Source organism: Pseudomonas putida (assembly GCF_026625125.1).
Taxonomy (GTDB): Bacteria; Pseudomonadota; Gammaproteobacteria; order Pseudomonadales; family Pseudomonadaceae; genus Aquipseudomonas; species Aquipseudomonas putida_X.
Genome location: NZ_CP113097.1, coordinates 2,201,847 through 2,217,219, shown reverse-complemented (window position 1 = coordinate 2,217,219; position 15,373 = coordinate 2,201,847). Strand labels below are relative to the sequence as shown.

Below are 15,373 nucleotides of genomic sequence, written 5' to 3'. Positions count from 1 at the left end.
CCTCCCACCCCGCCGGCCAGCCGAAGATTGGGTAATCACTCCACTGGAGATCACCATGAAACGGTTGACCCATCATGCGCTGCTGCTCGCCCTTTGCCTGGGCGCCGGCACATCCGCCGCCTTGGCGGCGACCGACATGAACGACAACGGTAACTCGCCCCCAGGCCCTGGCACGATGGCAGTCGACAAGGGGGGTGCGACGGGCGCGGGTGTGCCTGCCGATGCCACCGGCAGCGGAACGGGCAGCAACGACACCGACAACACTGGCGGAGATGGCACTACCAAAGGCTCGGAGAGCAGTGGATCCCAGGGCTCCGGTGGGGCTTCAGGCTCCGGCAGTGGTAGCGGCGGTAGTGGTAGCGGCAGCAGTGGTAGCGGGTCAGGGAGCGGGGGCTGAGCGGGGCCCGCGCAGGCCGGGTTTATCGTGACCAGATGTAACAGCTATTGTCATAAAACTGTCGTGTATTGGTCATAGGATTGACCCCAACCTGACATTTCTCTCTTCATGGATGAGCGTCCAATGCGTCGTGTGGTTTTCAATCAGAAAGGTGGCGTGGGCAAATCAAGCATCGCCTGCAACCTTGCCGCCGCCAGTGCAGCCGAAGGTTACCGCACGTTGCTGGTGGACCTCGACGCACAGGCCAACGCCACCTACTACCTCACTGGCCTGGCCAACGACGCCATCCCCGCCGGCATCGCCGATTTCTTTCGCCAGACGCTGTCGCCCGTTACCGCTGCGGGCAAGAAGCACCGCGTGGCAATCACCGAAACCCGTTACCGCAACCTGCACCTGGTGACCGCCAGCCCCGACCTCAGCGACTTGCAGAGCAAACTGCAGAGCAAGTTCAAGATCAACAAGCTGCGCAAGCTGCTGCTGGCGCTGAGCGAGGATTACGAACGGATCTACATCGACACCCCGCCTGCGCTCAACTTCTATACCCTCAGCGCCTTGGTGGCGGCTGAGCGCCTGTTGATCCCGTTCGACTGCGACAGCTTCTCGCGCCAGGCGCTGCACAGTGTCATGGCCCAGGTCGAGGAACTGCGCCTGGACCACAACCCCGCACTGCACGTGGAAGGCGTGGTGGTCAACCAGTTCGCCGGCCGCACAGCATTGCATCAGACGTTGGTTGACCAACTGCGCAGCGAGGGCATGCCTGTGCTGCCGGTGTATTTGAGCAGCTCGATCAAGATGCGAGAGTCGCACCTGGCGTCGGTGCCGCTGGTACACCTGGCACCGCGGCACAAACTGGCGATGGAGTTCGTCGACCTGCTGGACGTGCTGGAGCGGGCGGCCTGAGCTGCAGCCGCCGAGGCAGGCTCAGGCCGATACCACCGAGCCGATGAAATTGGCCAGCTCGGCCGTTTGCGGTGCAGCGAACACTTCACGCGGGTTACCCACTTCATGCACCTTGCCATGGTGCATGAACACCAGCTTGTCGCCCACTTCGCGGGCAAAGCGCATCTCATGGGTGACCATGATCAAGGTCATGCCTTCGCTCGCCAGCTGGCGCACCACGCCCAACACTTCGTTGACCAGCTCGGGGTCGAGCGCCGAGGTGATTTCGTCGCACAGCAGCACCCTGGGCGACATGGCCAGCGCCCTCGCGATCGCCACCCGCTGTTGCTGGCCACCGGAAAGCCGATCAGGGTAGGCATCGAACTTCTCCGCCAGGCCTACCCGCGCCAGCATCTGTTCAGCCAATTGGCGCGCTTGAGCCCTGTTGGCCTTCTTCACCACCTGGGGGGCGAGCATCACGTTCTCGCCCACGCTCAGGTGCGGGAACAGGTTGAACTGCTGGAACACCATGCCCACCTTCTGCCGCAGGGAGCGCAGGTCGGCGCGTCCGGCATCGAGGTACTCACCGTCCACTTCGATCACGCCATCGCTGATCGACTCCAGGCCATTGAGGGTGCGCAACAAGGTACTTTTGCCCGAGCCGCTGCGGCCGATGATCGCGACCACCTCGCCCTCTTCGATGCTCAGGTCGACGCCCTTGAGCACATGGTTGTCGCCGTAGTATTTGTGCAGCGCGGACACTCTAAGCAGGGGCATGCAGCCTCCTTTCCAGATAACGGGCGCTCAGCGAGAGCGGGTAACAGAGGATGAAGTAACCCAGCGCAACCAGGCCATAGACCATGAACGGCTCGAAGGTGGCGTTGGCCAGCATGCCGCCGGTCTTGGTCAACTCGGTGAAACCGATGATCGAGGTGACGGCAGTACCTTTGACCACCTGCACCGAAAAGCCCACGGTCGGCGCGACGGCGATGCGCAACGCCTGTGGCAGGATCACATGGCGCAGTTGCTCCATGCGGCTCATTGCCAGGCTACCGGACGCCTCCCACTGGCCGTTTGGAATGGACTCGACACAACCACGCCAGATCTCGGCAAGAAACGCACTGGTGAACAGGGTCAGGGCAATGGCTGCCGCCATCCAGGCAGACACATCCAGGCCGAACAAGGCAATGCCGAAAAACACCATGAACAGTTGCATCAGCAATGGTGTGCCTTGAAACAGCTCGATGTAACCGCGCGCCAGGCCACGCAGCCACGGCGATTGAGAAATGCGGGCGACCAGCACCAGCAGCCCGGCCAAGCCACCGCACAAGAACGCCACCAGCGACAGCAGCAAGGTCCATTGCAGGCCGATCAGCAGGTTGCGCAGGATGTCCCAGAAGGTGAAGTCCATTAACGTCTCCCCATCAGCAGACGGTGCCCCAGCCATGCCAGCAATTGGCGCAAGGCGATGGCCATGACCAGGTAGAGCACGGTGGTCAGCAGGTAGGTTTCGAATGCGCGGAAGTTGCGCGACTGGATGAAGTTGGCGGCGAACGACAGCTCCTCGGTGGCGATTTGCGAGCACACCGCCGAGCCGAGCATGACGATCACGATCTGGCTGGTCAGTGCTGGCCATACCTTGGCCAGGGCCGGCTGCAGCACCACATGCCGAAAGGCCTCGAAGCGGCTCATGGCCAAGGCCGCGGCAGCTTCCAGCTGGCCTTTGGGAATGGCCTGAATGCCCGCCCTGATGATCTCGGTGGAGTAGGCCCCCAGGTTGATCACCATGGCCAGCACCGCCGCCTGCCACTCGGTCAGGCGAATGCCCAGTGCCGGCAGGCCGAAGAAGATGAAGAACAGCTGGACGATGAAGGGTGTGTTGCGGATCAGCTCCACGTACAAGCCAAACAGCGTGTCGAAGGGGCGCACACGCCAGGCGCGTACACCCGCGCCGAGCACGCCGATGGCCACGCCCAGCAAGGTGCCGACCGCCGTAAGCTGCAGGGTGAACCAGGCGCCCTTGAGCAACAAGGGGGCCTGGGCCAGCACAGGGGCGAAGTCGAATTCATAGGCCATGGTGGCAGGCTCCGGGTACAGCTCAGAGGTCGGCCGGCAGCGGCTGCTTCAGCCATTTTTCGGCATTGCGGTTGAGGCTGCCGTCAGCCTTGGCGGCTTCGAGCGTGGCGTTCACTTTGTCCAGCAGCGCCGGCTCGTTCTTGGCCAGCCCCACATAGACAGGCGAGTCCTTGAGCTTGACCTTGACCACAGGCACCTTGGCCGGGTTCTTCTGGGCAATGGCGGCCATTACCACGCTGCCGCTGGCGATCAGTTCGACCTGGCCGGAGAGGTAGGCGGCGATGGTCGAGTTGTTGTCTTCAAAGCGCTTGATCACTGCGCCCTTGGGCGCTACGGCGCTCAGTTCCATGTCCTCGATCGAGCCGCGGGTAACGCTGATGGTCTTGCCAGCGACAGCGTCGATACCGGCGATGTCCACCTCGGCCGGGCCGAACACGGCCAGGTAGAACGGTGCATAGGGCCGGGAGAAATCGATCACCGCCGCACGTTCCGGGTTCTTGCCGAGGCTGGAAATCACCAGGTCGACCTTGCCGGTGGTGAGGAACGGGATGCGGTTGGTGCTGTTTACCGGGGTTAGGGCCAGCTTCACACCCAGCTTGTCTGCCAGCAGTTGTGCCGTGTCGATGTCCAGGCCACGGGGTTTGAGGTCTGGCCCTACCGAGCCGAAGGGGGGGAAGTCCTGGGGCACTGCCACCTTGAGCACGCCACGGGCGCTGATGTCGGCCAGGGCATCAGCCTGGGCGGCTGGCAGCACGAGGGCGCTGCTGCAGAACAGGCTGGCCAGGAACAAGGTGCGGAATGTCTTCATGGTGTGGCCTCGCAGGTAACCAGGGAAAGTGTGCTGGCTGGCCAGTGCACGGGCCATGCCAAAAACCCTGCGGGCCCTGGTACAACGTGCTCAAGCCCTGAGCTGAACGGTCTTACTGGTCTGAACAGTTGCCTGGCCGTGCGCCTGCCCTGCCGTCGTCACGCCCCGCTTTTGTGCAAGGCCGCATTCGCCTGCTTCAGGGCGGAGCAATGCTTGCAAGCGCCTGCCAATGGCCGTAAAAAGCCAAGGTCATCGCCCTCCGACCGGTCTGAACAGTATGCTCGACACCCTACCCCGCGCCGTCCCCGAACAGGCCCTGCAAGGCATCCGCAAATTGATCGAAGACGGCGGCTATCAGCCCGGCGATGCGCTACCCTCGCAGCGCGACCTTGCCGAGCAGCTGGGGGTCAGCAGGGCCTCTCTGCGAGAAGCGCTGTCCTCGCTCAGCGCGCTGGGCTTGGTGAGCGTGCAGCCGGGTAAAGGGGTGTTCGTGCAAGCGCCAACGCCTTCGGCATTTGCCTGGCCTTATGCCGAACAGGTTTCGGCGAGCGACACCTTCCAACTGCGCTACGCCTTGGAAGGTTTCGCCGCTGGGCAGGCGGCGCTGGCGCTCACTGCTGACGACATCGATCGCCTGGAGCTGAACGTGGAGGCGATGCATCAGGAGTTGCGCGCGGGCCGCTTCGAAGCCGCCGCACGGCTGGATTTCGCCTTCCACCAACAGTTGCTGCAAGCCTGCGGTAACCACGCCATGCTGCAGGTGATCACCGCCAGCCAGGAGATCTTCCTGGAAAGCCAGAAGCTGCCCTTCATCCGTCCGGAACGGGCGATGGAAACCTGGCAGGAACATCGCAAGATCCTGCGCGCCCTGGCCCGCCGCTCACAGGCGGCGGCGCAAAAAGCGATGCAGGAGCATATTCGCAACGCGGCTTCGCGCACCGGGGTGGTGTTCTCGGTTTAACCCCCGCTGACTGCCGAGGCTTGGCCACCCAAGGGGCTCACGCGGTCAAAACAGATATCTGGGCGTCGTCCTCGAAAAAGCGCCCTTTCGCTCACACCGGTTTACTGCCTGCAACAACAACGACGACGCGGCCAGACCGCCTCGCTAATCCGCCAGGCTGCCTTTGAAACCGGAGCGTATCCACATGTCCGCATCTCACGAGGTATCCCCCGCCACCCTGCGCCGGGTCATCGCCGCCTCGGCCATCGGCAACTTCGTCGAATGGTTCGACTTTGCCGTCTACGGCTTTCTCGCAACGATCATCGCCAGCCAGTTTTTCGCCAGTGGCGATGCCAGCGTGGCCTTGCTCAAGACCTTCGCCGTTTTCGCCGTGGCCTTCGCCTTGCGGCCATTGGGCGGGATCGTGTTCGGGGCACTGGGTGACCGGCTGGGACGCAAACGTATCTTGTCACTGACCATCCTGCTGATGGCCGGCTCCACCACACTGATCGGCCTGCTGCCGACCTACGCCAGCATCGGCCTTGCCGCGCCCGCGCTATTGACCCTTGCGCGCTGCCTGCAGGGGTTCTCGGCAGGCGGTGAGTATGCAGGTGCCTGTGCCTACCTGATGGAGCACGCACCGCAAAACAAGCGGGCCTTCTATGGCAGCTTCGTGCCCGTGTCGACCTTCTCGGCCTTCGCCTGCGCGGCGGTGATCGCCTTCGGCCTTGAGGCGAGCCTGTCGGCCGAAGCGATGGCGGCCTGGGGCTGGCGCATACCGTTCCTGGTGGCTGCGCCGCTGGGCCTGGTGGGCCTGTACCTGCGCTGGCGCATGGAGGAAACCCCGGCGTTTCGCGAGGCCATCGCCCAAGGCAAGACCCATGAGCATTCGCCACTCAAGGACACGTTGCGTAACCATGGCCGGGCCATCCGCAACCTGGGTGCCTTCATCTCGCTCACTGCGTTGTCCTTCTACATGTTCACCACCTACTTCGCCACCTACCTGCAGATGGTCGGCAACCTGACACGCGCCCAGTCGCTGCTGGTGACCACGGTAGCGCTGGTGTTCGCGGCCATCGGTTGTCCGCTGGCCGGCGCGTTCTCCGACCGCGTCGGGCGGCGCAAGACCATTGGTTTCACCTGCCTGTGGGTGATGGTGTGCGTATTCCCGGCCTATTGGCTGGCCAGTTCCGGGTCAGTGCCCGCCGCCCTGCTGGGGGTCATCCTGTTGGCGGTAGGCGCACTGTCCAGTGGTGTGGTGACCGCCGCATTGCTGTCGGAGAGTTTCCCGACACACACGCGCTACACCGCTTCGGCGATCACCTACAACGTGGCCTATACGTTGTTTGGCGGCACCGCACCGTTGGTGGCGACCTGGCTTATCGGGCAGACCGGCAGCAGCCTGGCACCGGCGTTCTATCTGGTGGCCATCGCGCTGGTGGCGCTGGTGGGCGGGTTGGCATTGCCGGAAACATCGCGAATATCGTTGCATGAAGAGACCCCTGACGGTGAGGTGGGTCGCGGGGTTGCCAACAGCATCTGAGAAGTGGGGCTGCACTGCAGCCCCATAGCAGCGAAAAGCGTCGCTTTCGAGGGGCGCACCCGCGCTGAAAACGCCGTGTTCGGGGTTCGATAATCGCCCACTTTCCACGCTGCGACACTCAACCCAATTGACGAAACTAACCAGGTGGTACAAACATACGGGCATTCAACAACAACAAAGTGATGCCCGCCATGAAGCCCCTTATCCTCGTGCTCAACGGCCCCAACTTGAACATGCTGGGTACTCGCGAGCCTGCGCAGTACGGCCGTGAAACCCTTGCTGACCTGGCCCAGAGCTGCGCAGACACCGCGCAGGCCCACGGCCTGGAAATCGAATTCCGCCAGACCAACCACGAAGGCGACCTGATCGACTGGATCCACGCTGCCCGTGGTCGCTGCGCCGGTATCGTGATCAACCCCGGTGCCTGGACCCACACTTCGGTGGCCATCCGCGACGCGCTGGTCGCCAGCGAGGTGCCCGTGATCGAAGTGCACCTTTCCAACGTGCACAAGCGCGAGCCGTTCCGCCACCTGTCGTTCGTCTCCTCGATCGCGGTGGGTGTGATCTGCGGTTTGGGCAGCCACGGCTACCGCATGGCTCTGGCGCACTTCGCCGAAATGTTCCAGGAGCAGCCAGCATGACTCAGCCGGCCATCCTCGCCGGCCTGATCGGCCGTGGCATTCAGCTGTCGCGCACCCCTGCCCTGCATGAACATGAAGGCGATGCGCAGGACTTGCGCTACCTCTATCGCCTGATCGACGCAGACCAGCTGCAACTGCAAGACAGCGCCTTGGCGCAATTGCTCGAAGCGGCCCAGCACACCGGCTTCACTGGGCTCAATATCACCTACCCGTTCAAGCAGGCGATCCTGCCGCTGCTCGACGAGCTGTCCGATGAGGCCAGGGGTATCGGTGCGGTCAATACCGTGGTGCTCAAGGACGGCAAGCGTGTGGGCCATAACACCGACTGCCTGGGCTTCGCCGAAGGCTTGCGCCGCGGCTTGCCCGACGTCGCGCGCCGGCAGGTGGTGCAGATGGGTGCGGGCGGTGCTGGCTCGGCTGTGGCCCATGCGTTGCTGGGCGAAGGTGTCGAGCGGCTGGTGCTGTTCGAAGTGGATGCAGCGCGCGCCCAGGCGCTGGTCGACAACCTCAACGGCCATTTCGGCGCAGGCCGGGCCGTTGTGGGCACGGACCTGGCGGCCGAGATTGCCGAGGCGGACGGGCTGGTCAACACCACGCCGGTCGGCATGGCCAAACTGCCGGGCACACCGCTGCCGGTCGAGCTGCTGCATGCCCGGCTGTGGGTGGCGGAGATCATCTATTTTCCACTGGAAACCGAGCTGTTGCGTGCGGCACGGGCACTGGGCTGCCGCACCCTGGATGGCAGCAACATGGCCGTGTTCCAGGCAGTGAAAGCATTCGAGCTGTTCAGTGGCCGTCAGGCCAATGCCGAGCGCATGCAGGCGCATTTCGCCAGCTTCGGCTGAGCCCGTTACCGTCCCTTTTGCGGGTTTTAACCGCGAAAGGGACGGTAAACACTTCAGCGTTTTTCATCCAGCAACGCCTTTATCAACGTCTCCTGCCCGTCGTAGTCACCTTCGCCAACGTGCACATGCCGCACCTGGCCCTGGCGATCGACGAAGTAGTGCGCCGGCCAGAACTGATTACCCCAGGCATTCCAAACCCGATGATCGTTGTCCACCGCCACCGGGTAGGCGATCTGAAGGCTGGCCACCTTGTTTTTCAACTGACCGACGTCATGCTCGTAGTCATACTCCGGCGTATGTACGCCCACCACGACCAGCCCCTGATCGGCGTAGCGCCGCGCCCAGTCGTTTACATGTGGCAGGCTACGCTGGCAGTTGATGCAGTCCCACGTCCAGAAGTCCACCAGCACTACCTTGCCCTTGAGTTGCGCGGCATCCAGCGCTGGCGAGTTGAGCCACTCACTGGCCCCCGACAGCGACGGCATGGCCCCGTAACTGTCGCGGGCCGCCAAGTGGCCGGCCAGCCCCAGGCCAAGGAGCGCCAAGGCCACGCCCCCCACTTTCAGCAGCATGCGGCGCTCAGTTGTCATGGCAGCCGCTCGTGGCATAGGTACGGTATTGCAGGCTTTGGCGCTGGCCTTGGGAGTCGAGGTAGTCCATACGGGTATTGACCAGGCCACAGGCATCGCTTTGGTCATCCTTCACCGACAGCACTTTGTGTATGTCCAGCCGGTCGCCATAGCGGTACTGCATGACGCTGGCATCCTCCATCGGCTGTGTGGTTGCCTGGGCAGCCAGGGCGCCGAGGCTGAGCACAGCGAACAGGCTGGCGCTGGCGAGGGTTTTCACGTTCATGGCATCTCTCCTGACAGCTTCTGAGGGTGGGGAGTGGTGCTCCCCGGTCAGAGCCATTTCACGCGTGCCAGGTATCAGGCATGTGTCGCCTGACCCTGCGCCCTGCCTCCTGCTGTATCTGTCGCGCGGCCAGATACACTGCAATACAAACCTCTGCAGGCAAGCTCATACCTGCTCGGTACACTGCGCTCATTCCCCTTGCACAGGACCCCACCGATGGAACATGTCGATCACATCCTGATCGTCGACGACGACCGTGAAATCCGCGAACTGGTCGGCAATTACCTGAAGAAGAACGGCCTGCGCACCAGCATCGTCGCCGACGGCCGGCAGATGCGAGCTTTCCTGGAAGCCAACAGTGTCGACCTGATCGTGCTCGACATCATGATGCCGGGCGATGACGGCCTGCTGCTGTGCCGTGAGCTGCGCGCCGGCAAGCACCGCACTACGCCAGTGCTGATGCTGACCGCGCGCAACGACGAGACCGACCGCATCATCGGCCTGGAGATGGGCGCTGACGATTACCTGACCAAGCCATTCTCAGCCCGCGAATTACTGGCCCGCATCAACGCGGTGCTGCGCCGCACCCGCATGTTGCCGCCCAACCTGACCATCAGCGAAAGCGGCCGCCTGATCGGTTTCGGCCAGTGGCGTCTGGACACCACCGCGCGCCACCTGCTTGACAGCGAAGGCACGCTGGTGGCCCTCAGTGGCGCCGAATACCGCCTGTTGCGCGTATTCCTCGACCATCCACAACGGGTGCTCAGCCGCGAACAGTTGCTCAACCTGACCCAAGGCCGCGAGGCCGATATCTTCGATCGCTCCATTGACCTGCTGGTCAGCCGCCTGCGCCAGCGCCTGGGCGACGACGCGCGCGAACCCAGCTGCATCAAGACGGTGCGCAGTGAAGGTTATGTGTTCTCGCTGCCCGTGCAGCTGCTCGAGTCGCCATCATGAAGTGGCCGCGCACCCTCGCCTCGCGCCTGGCGCTGATCTTCATCACCGGGCTAGTGCTGGCCTATGGGCTGTCGTTCAGCCTGCAGGCCTATGAGCGCTATATCAGCAGCCGCTCGATGATGCTCAGCAACCTGGAGCAGGACGTCGCCACGTCAGTGGCCATTCTTGACCGCCTTCCCGCTGCTGAACGCCCCGCCTGGCTGCCCCGCCTGGAGCGGCGCACCTACCGCTATCGGCTGGACACTGGCGTGACCGGCGCGGCGATGCCAAGCGATGACCCACCCATGGCTGCCGATTCGATCGTCAAGGCCATCGGCAGCCAGTATCGCCTGACCTTCCAGGAGATACCCGGCCCAAACGCCCACTTTCAGGCGCACCTGCGTCTGGCCGACGGCGCGCCGCTGACCATCGATGTCACCCCGGCAGCCGTGCCGATTGCCACATGGCTGCCGCTGGTGTTGCTCATACAGCTAGCCGTGCTGCTGTTCTGTACCTGGCTGGCCGTGCGCCTGGCCATCGGCCCGCTGACCCGCCTGGTCAAGGCGCTTGACGACCTCGACCCGGACAAGCCCGGCATGTTGCTGGACGAAAGCGGCCCGCGCGAAGTGAAATATGCCGCCGTCGCCTTCAACGCCCTGCAGGCGCGCATCGCTGCCTACCTCAAGGAGCGCATGCAGTTGCTGGCAGCGATTTCCCATGACCTGCAAACCCCGCTCACCCGCATGAAACTGCGGGTCGAGGTAATGGACGAGGGCGTGGAAAAGGACAGGTTATGGCATGACCTGGATGCCATGGAGCATTTGGTCCGCGAAGGCGTAGCCTACGCCCGCAGCATGGATATCAACACCGAGCCGCCCTGCCGCATCGACCTCGACGCGTTCCTCGACAGCGTGGTGTTCGATTACCAGGACAGCGGCGCGCAGGTCGAGCGCCATGGCACTACCGGCCGTTTGCTGGAAACGCGCCCGCATGCGCTGCGCCGGGTGTTGGTCAACCTGCTGGACAATGCCCTGAAGTTCGCCGGCAAGGCGCAATTGGAGGTCAGCCATGAGCAGGGACGTATCCTGATCCGCGTACTGGATGAAGGGCCTGGCATCCCCCAGCAAGCGCTCAGCGAAGTGCTCAAACCATTCTACCGAGTGGAAAGCTCGCGCAACCGCAGCACCGGCGGCACCGGCCTGGGCCTGGCAATCGCCCACCAACTGATCCAGGCCATGGGCGGGCAATTGGTGCTCAGCAACCGCCAGGGCGGAGGCCTGTGCGCACAGATCGAGCTGAAGTGAAACCCTGCAGGCCTTGACGCGGCGCTGCGCGCCTGACTGCAGGGGTGACATTGCCCTACACCACATGTCACTCCTTTCTGATACACAACGCAGCCTGCACCGACACACTGCCGGTACGTCGTACCGCCACACTCCCGGTCACACTTTGACACACCGGGAGATTTTTTCGATGAGAGCCATCGCCCTTCCCTCTGGCTGGAGGCTGTTCGCCGCCCAGGCCGGCCTGCTCATGACCGCCGTGGCCCTGGCCTGCCACCCGCGTGGTGGCATGTGGCGCATCCCCGTGGGTGGCTGGTATCCCCTGGCCTTCACCCTGATGTTCACCCCCATCGCCCTCCAGCTCACCGCCAAACGGGCGCTTTACCAGCGCCGCAACGCCACCGCTCTTTCCTGACGGAGTAGCACAGCCCATGACCACGCTAAAACGCACCTCGAGCCCCCTGGACTGCCTCGCAGGCTGGGGAGCGGATTTGCCATTACGGCTGTTTCTGGCCTGGGAATTCTTCGAATCCGGCCTGGAAAAATTCAACGGCAGCAACTGGTTCGGCGATATACAGGGGCGCTTCCCACTGCCCTTCAGCCTGCTGCCAGCGGAGTTGAACTGGCACCTGTCGATGTGGGCCGAACTGGTCCTGCCGCTGCTCCTGCTGCTAGGCCTTGGTACACGGCTGGCGGCGGCGGGGCTGGCATTGGTAACCGTGGTAGCGATCGTAGCGCTGCACTGGCCTGCACACTGGTCGGACCTGGCCGAACTGGCCAAGGGTTACGCCATGACCGATCTAGGCTTCGGGGCCTACAAGTTGCCTCTGATCTACCTGGTTGCATTGCTGCCCTTGCTGCTCAAAGGTGCCGGTAGGCTAAGCGTTGATCACTGGATCAAACGGCACATCGCGGCGCAGGCCAAGGCAACATGAAATGCAAAGGGCCCGGAGCGTGCAGCTCACGAGCCCTTTGTGTTTCGCCAAGCGTGATACCCGTGGCGGATATCAGTCTTCCAGTGGCTTGGGCGGCGCAGCCGGCTTGGCCGGTTTGGCGGGTTTGCTGTCCTTGGCCTTGGGCTCCGCTGCCGCAGCGACAGGCTCCGGTGCAGTCATGGCCTTTTCGCTGGCTGGCAACTCATCGACTGCTTTGATGATGGCCTTGACGTCGATCTTTTCGTTTGTTTCGTCATCCTTGAGCATGTGGCGCTCACCATCCTTGCCAATCAGGATGACCTTTGTGCCCTTGCTGGCACCAAGCTTGAGCTCACGTATCAGCGCCATGGTGGTCTGCTGCTCAAGGTTCTTGTCCTCACGCTTGCCCATCATTCTGGCGACGCTGTAAACCACCAGGCCACGCTCCTTGAACGCGGCCTGAGTGGCAGGGTCTTTCAAGTCCTCGTTCAGCCCCCGCAAGGTCGGGTCGGCCGTACTGGGGGCAATGATCACCAATGGCCGTGCCTTGCCCAGTTCCTTGGCCAGCGGAGCGTCGCTGTCGGCGGCGAACAGGGGGCCGGTGACGGCGAGCAGGGTGGCGAGGGTCAGTGACCGGACGAGCATACGCATCTCCTTATTGTCTCGATAAACCAATGACTACAGATCACGGAGAAAAATCCGACCCGGAGCCTAAACCACTTCGAACATCAGAGGGCCAGGGAAAAGTAACTGGCGGTTTCCGATGAGGCGCGATGCCAGGATGGCAGAATTTTCGCAAACAGCCGATGCCCAGATTCAGCATAGCCCAAAGCCACTAACGGCAACCTGCGCGCCCTGTTCCGCTCACCTGAGGGGACGCTCGAGCCGGCAGTTAGAACAGCAACAGTTGGCGGTCGGTCAACGCTGCAAAGTCATCACCGACAAAGGGCAGGATGGCATCGGCTACAGGCTGTAACTGGCGGCTGAGGTAGTGGTCGTAATCGATCGGCGACTGCAGGTTTTCCATGGGCTCTGGGCCGGCCGTGGTGATCACGTAACTGATCCAGCCGCCATTCTGGTATTGCCGGGCACGCCCAAGCCGGCTGTTGTACTCATCAGCCAGGCGTGCGGCGCGCACATGCGGCGGGACATTGCGTAGGTAGTCGGCCAACGGGCGACGCAGGCGTTTGCGGTAGATCAGCAGCTCATCCAGCTCACCTGCCAGGGTCTGCTGGACGAACCCGCGCACATAGTCACGATAGGGCTGGCCCCGGAAAATCCGCCCGTACAAGGCCTGCTGGAACTGCCGGGCCAAGGGCGACCAATCGGTGCGTACCGATTCCAGGCCTTTGTACACCATGTCTTCGCTGCCGTCGGCACGCTGAACCAGGCCGGCGTAGCGCTTCTTGCTACCCTCGTCGGCGCCGCGGATGGTCGGCATCAGAAACCGCCGATAATGGGTCTCGAACTGCAACTCCAGGGCGCTTTCCAGGCCCATGGTTTCACGCAGGTGCTGGCGCCACCACTGGTTGACCTCGGCCACCAGCGCGCGGCCGGTGCGCGCCGCAGCATCTTCATCATGTGCACCCTTGAGCCAGACGAAGGTAGAGTCGGTGTCGCCGTAGATAACGTCGTAGCCGCGTGCCTCGATCAGCGCGCGTGTCTGGCGCATGATCTGGTGCCCGCGCATGGTGATCGAAGACGCCAGGCGCGGGTCGAAGAAGCGGCAACCGCTTGACCCAAGCACCCCGTAAAACGCATTCATGATGATCTTGAGTGCCTGCGATAGCGGTGCGTTGCCTTCACGCTTGGCCTCCTCCCTGCCCTGCCACACCCGCTCGACGATGGCGGGCAGGCAATGCCGGGTGCGCGAGAAACGCCCGCCGCGAAAGCCTTCGACGGCGTGCACGTCATCCGGCTGACGCAGGCCTTCGACCAGGCCCACCGGGTCGATCAGGAACGTCCGGATGATCGAGGGGTACAGGCTCTTGTAGTCGAGCACCAGCACCGAGTCATACAGCCCTGGGCGCGAGTCCATGACAAAACCGCCCGGGCTGGCCTCATCCGGGCGACTGCCCAGGTTGGGCGCGACGAAGCCCAGCCGATGCATGTGCGGGATATACAGATGACAGAACGCGGCCACCGAGCCAGCGCTGCGGTCCACCGCCAGCCCGGTCACCGACGAGCGCTCCAGCAGAAACTCCAACAGCCGGGTATGCGCAAAAATCCGCGTCACCAGCTCGCAATCCTTGAGGTTGTAACGCGCCAACGACGGCTTGTCCTCAGCAAACATGCGGTTGATCTCGTCCATGCGCTGGTAAGGCGTATCAATCGCCTTGCCTTCCCCCAGCAAGGTCTGCGCGACGTTTTCCAGGCTGAAGGAAGGGAAGCTCCAGGTGGCCGAGCGCAGCGCTTCGATGCCATCGATCAGCAAGCGGCCGGGCGCATCTGCAAACACGTGGCCCCGGTTGGCGTGGGCGCGCACAGTCATGGGCGCACCGTTACGTCCCAGGTTAAACGGCACCTGCAGCAGCTTGGCGTGCTCATGCAACAGGCGCAGGTCGAACTGGACCAGGTTCCAGCCAATGATCGCATCCGGATCGTGCCTGACCATCCACTGGTTCAGGCAGTCGAGCATGGCCGCCCGGTCGTTGCAGTAATGCAGGTCGAAATCCACGGCGTCGGGCTGGCCATTGGCAGGCCCAAGCATGAATACCTGCCGCTGCCCGCAGCCTTCCAGCGCGATGCTGTACAACTCACCGCGCTCGCTGGTCTCGATGTCCAGTGACACCAGGCGTAGCGGCGGGCGAAAGTGCGCCAAGGGTTTGAGCTGGGCCTCGCAGATGACACCATGGGCATCAGGCTGACCGGTGAATTGCACGGCGGCGGTGATGAAGCGCTCCATCAGGTAGCGCTCGGGCGGGCGGATGTCCGCTTCGAACACCTCGACACCGGCACCGCGCAAGCGCTGCTCCAGTTGCATGAGTTGCCGGTGCTGACGGCAATACACGCCCAGCACCGGACGATGTTGGAAGTCTTGCAGGCGCAGGGGCCTGATTTCCACACCGGCCTCGCCCGCCAGCAACAGCCGCGCGTGTTCGACCTGCGATTGCAGGATGAACGCCACCGACTCCTGCGGGGCCAGACGCAACAGCCGCGGCCCCTGGTCGGTGGCCAGCCAGAACTCCACGCAGGTACCTTGGGGCGTGTCATGCCAGTGCCGGGTCAGGACAAAGCCCTGCTGCAACTCCACTGC

At 63.3% G+C, this 15,373-nt stretch carries 18 protein-coding genes; 10 read left to right on the top strand and 8 right to left on the bottom strand.

Annotation, left to right across the window (positions count from 1 at the left end; all coding sequences use genetic code 11):
- Positions 1-55: 55 nt before the first annotated feature.
- Positions 56-397 (top strand): hypothetical protein, encoded by a 342-nt coding sequence (locus tag OSW16_RS10095; RefSeq protein ID WP_267822729.1) that lies wholly within the window; start codon positions 56-58, stop codon positions 395-397.
- A gap of 123 nt (positions 398-520) precedes the next feature.
- Positions 521-1,297 (top strand): ParA family protein, encoded by a 777-nt coding sequence (locus OSW16_RS10090; RefSeq protein ID WP_267822727.1) that lies wholly within the window; start codon positions 521-523, stop codon positions 1,295-1,297.
- Between the two features lie 21 nt (positions 1,298-1,318).
- Here the strand turns inward: OSW16_RS10090 and OSW16_RS10085 are convergent, their stop codons facing one another.
- The 4 genes from OSW16_RS10085 to OSW16_RS10070 are packed head-to-tail and all read right to left on the bottom strand — an operon-like array spanning position 1,319 to position 4,160.
- Complete coding sequence (locus OSW16_RS10085; protein WP_267822725.1) at positions 1,319-2,053, bottom strand: amino acid ABC transporter ATP-binding protein; 735 nt, start codon at positions 2,051-2,053, stop codon at positions 1,319-1,321.
- Positions 2,040-2,687, bottom strand: a complete 648-nt coding sequence (locus tag OSW16_RS10080) for an amino acid ABC transporter permease (protein WP_267822723.1) — start codon at positions 2,685-2,687, stop codon at positions 2,040-2,042. Before OSW16_RS10080 ends, OSW16_RS10085 begins: the two co-directional genes overlap by 14 nt.
- Positions 2,687-3,352, bottom strand: a complete 666-nt coding sequence (locus OSW16_RS10075; RefSeq protein WP_241803376.1) for an amino acid ABC transporter permease — start codon at positions 3,350-3,352, stop codon at positions 2,687-2,689. The genes OSW16_RS10080 and OSW16_RS10075 overlap by 1 nt, the downstream gene beginning before the upstream one ends.
- 22 nt (positions 3,353-3,374) lie before the next feature.
- Positions 3,375-4,160, bottom strand: coding sequence for a transporter substrate-binding domain-containing protein (locus OSW16_RS10070; RefSeq protein WP_267823931.1), 786 nt, complete (start codon positions 4,158-4,160; stop codon positions 3,375-3,377).
- Positions 4,161-4,437: 277 nt separating this feature from the next.
- Between OSW16_RS10070 and OSW16_RS10065 the strand changes: the two genes are divergently transcribed.
- The 4 genes from OSW16_RS10065 to OSW16_RS10050 all read left to right on the top strand — a co-directional run bounded on the left by OSW16_RS10065 (position 4,438) and on the right by OSW16_RS10050 (position 8,129).
- Complete coding sequence (locus OSW16_RS10065; RefSeq protein ID WP_267822721.1) at positions 4,438-5,121, top strand: FadR/GntR family transcriptional regulator; 684 nt, start codon at positions 4,438-4,440, stop codon at positions 5,119-5,121.
- 184 nt (positions 5,122-5,305) lie between these two features.
- Positions 5,306-6,643: an MFS transporter gene (locus tag OSW16_RS10060; protein WP_241803373.1), complete on the top strand. Its 1,338-nt coding sequence runs from the start codon at positions 5,306-5,308 to the stop codon at positions 6,641-6,643.
- 191 nt (positions 6,644-6,834) lie between these two features.
- Entirely contained in the window at positions 6,835-7,284 is a 450-nt protein-coding gene (aroQ, locus tag OSW16_RS10055) for a type II 3-dehydroquinate dehydratase (RefSeq protein ID WP_241803372.1), read from the top strand.
- Entirely contained in the window at positions 7,281-8,129 is an 849-nt protein-coding gene (locus OSW16_RS10050; RefSeq protein WP_241803371.1) for a shikimate dehydrogenase, read from the top strand. The genes aroQ and OSW16_RS10050 overlap by 4 nt, the downstream gene beginning before the upstream one ends.
- A gap of 53 nt (positions 8,130-8,182) precedes the next feature.
- Here OSW16_RS10050 and OSW16_RS10045 read toward each other — a convergent pair whose 3' ends face one another.
- Together OSW16_RS10045 and OSW16_RS10040 are read right to left on the bottom strand one after the other, a co-directional pair.
- Entirely contained in the window at positions 8,183-8,719 is a 537-nt protein-coding gene (locus OSW16_RS10045) for a thioredoxin family protein (protein WP_267822718.1), read from the bottom strand.
- Positions 8,709-8,984: a DUF2790 domain-containing protein gene (locus OSW16_RS10040; RefSeq protein ID WP_267822716.1), complete on the bottom strand. Its 276-nt coding sequence runs from the start codon at positions 8,982-8,984 to the stop codon at positions 8,709-8,711. Before OSW16_RS10040 ends, OSW16_RS10045 begins: the two co-directional genes overlap by 11 nt.
- 216 nt (positions 8,985-9,200) lie before the next feature.
- On the opposite strand from OSW16_RS10040, the gene OSW16_RS10035 reads away from it, so the two are divergent.
- From OSW16_RS10035 to OSW16_RS10020, 4 genes are all read left to right on the top strand, one after another.
- Complete coding sequence (locus OSW16_RS10035; RefSeq protein WP_267822714.1) at positions 9,201-9,941, top strand: response regulator; 741 nt, start codon at positions 9,201-9,203, stop codon at positions 9,939-9,941.
- A complete protein-coding gene (locus OSW16_RS10030) occupies positions 9,938-11,224 on the top strand; it encodes a sensor histidine kinase (RefSeq protein ID WP_267822712.1) in 1,287 nt (428 codons plus the stop codon). The genes OSW16_RS10035 and OSW16_RS10030 overlap by 4 nt, the downstream gene beginning before the upstream one ends.
- A 169-nt stretch (positions 11,225-11,393) precedes the next feature.
- Positions 11,394-11,618 carry a hypothetical protein gene (locus OSW16_RS27070; protein ID WP_418942229.1) on the top strand — a complete coding sequence of 75 codons (225 nt, stop codon included), beginning with the start codon at positions 11,394-11,396 and terminating at the stop codon, positions 11,616-11,618.
- Positions 11,619-11,634: 16 nt separating this feature from the next.
- Positions 11,635-12,138: a DoxX family protein gene (locus OSW16_RS10020; protein ID WP_267822710.1), complete on the top strand. Its 504-nt coding sequence runs from the start codon at positions 11,635-11,637 to the stop codon at positions 12,136-12,138.
- A gap of 72 nt (positions 12,139-12,210) precedes the next feature.
- Here OSW16_RS10020 and OSW16_RS10015 read toward each other — a convergent pair whose 3' ends face one another.
- Entirely contained in the window at positions 12,211-12,762 is a 552-nt protein-coding gene (locus OSW16_RS10015; protein ID WP_267822708.1) for a DUF4174 domain-containing protein, read from the bottom strand.
- A 247-nt stretch (positions 12,763-13,009) separates the two neighbouring features.
- A complete protein-coding gene (locus OSW16_RS10010) occupies positions 13,010-15,370 on the bottom strand; it encodes a DNA polymerase II (protein WP_267822706.1) in 2,361 nt (786 codons plus the stop codon).
- Between the last annotated feature and the right edge of the window lie 3 nt (positions 15,371-15,373).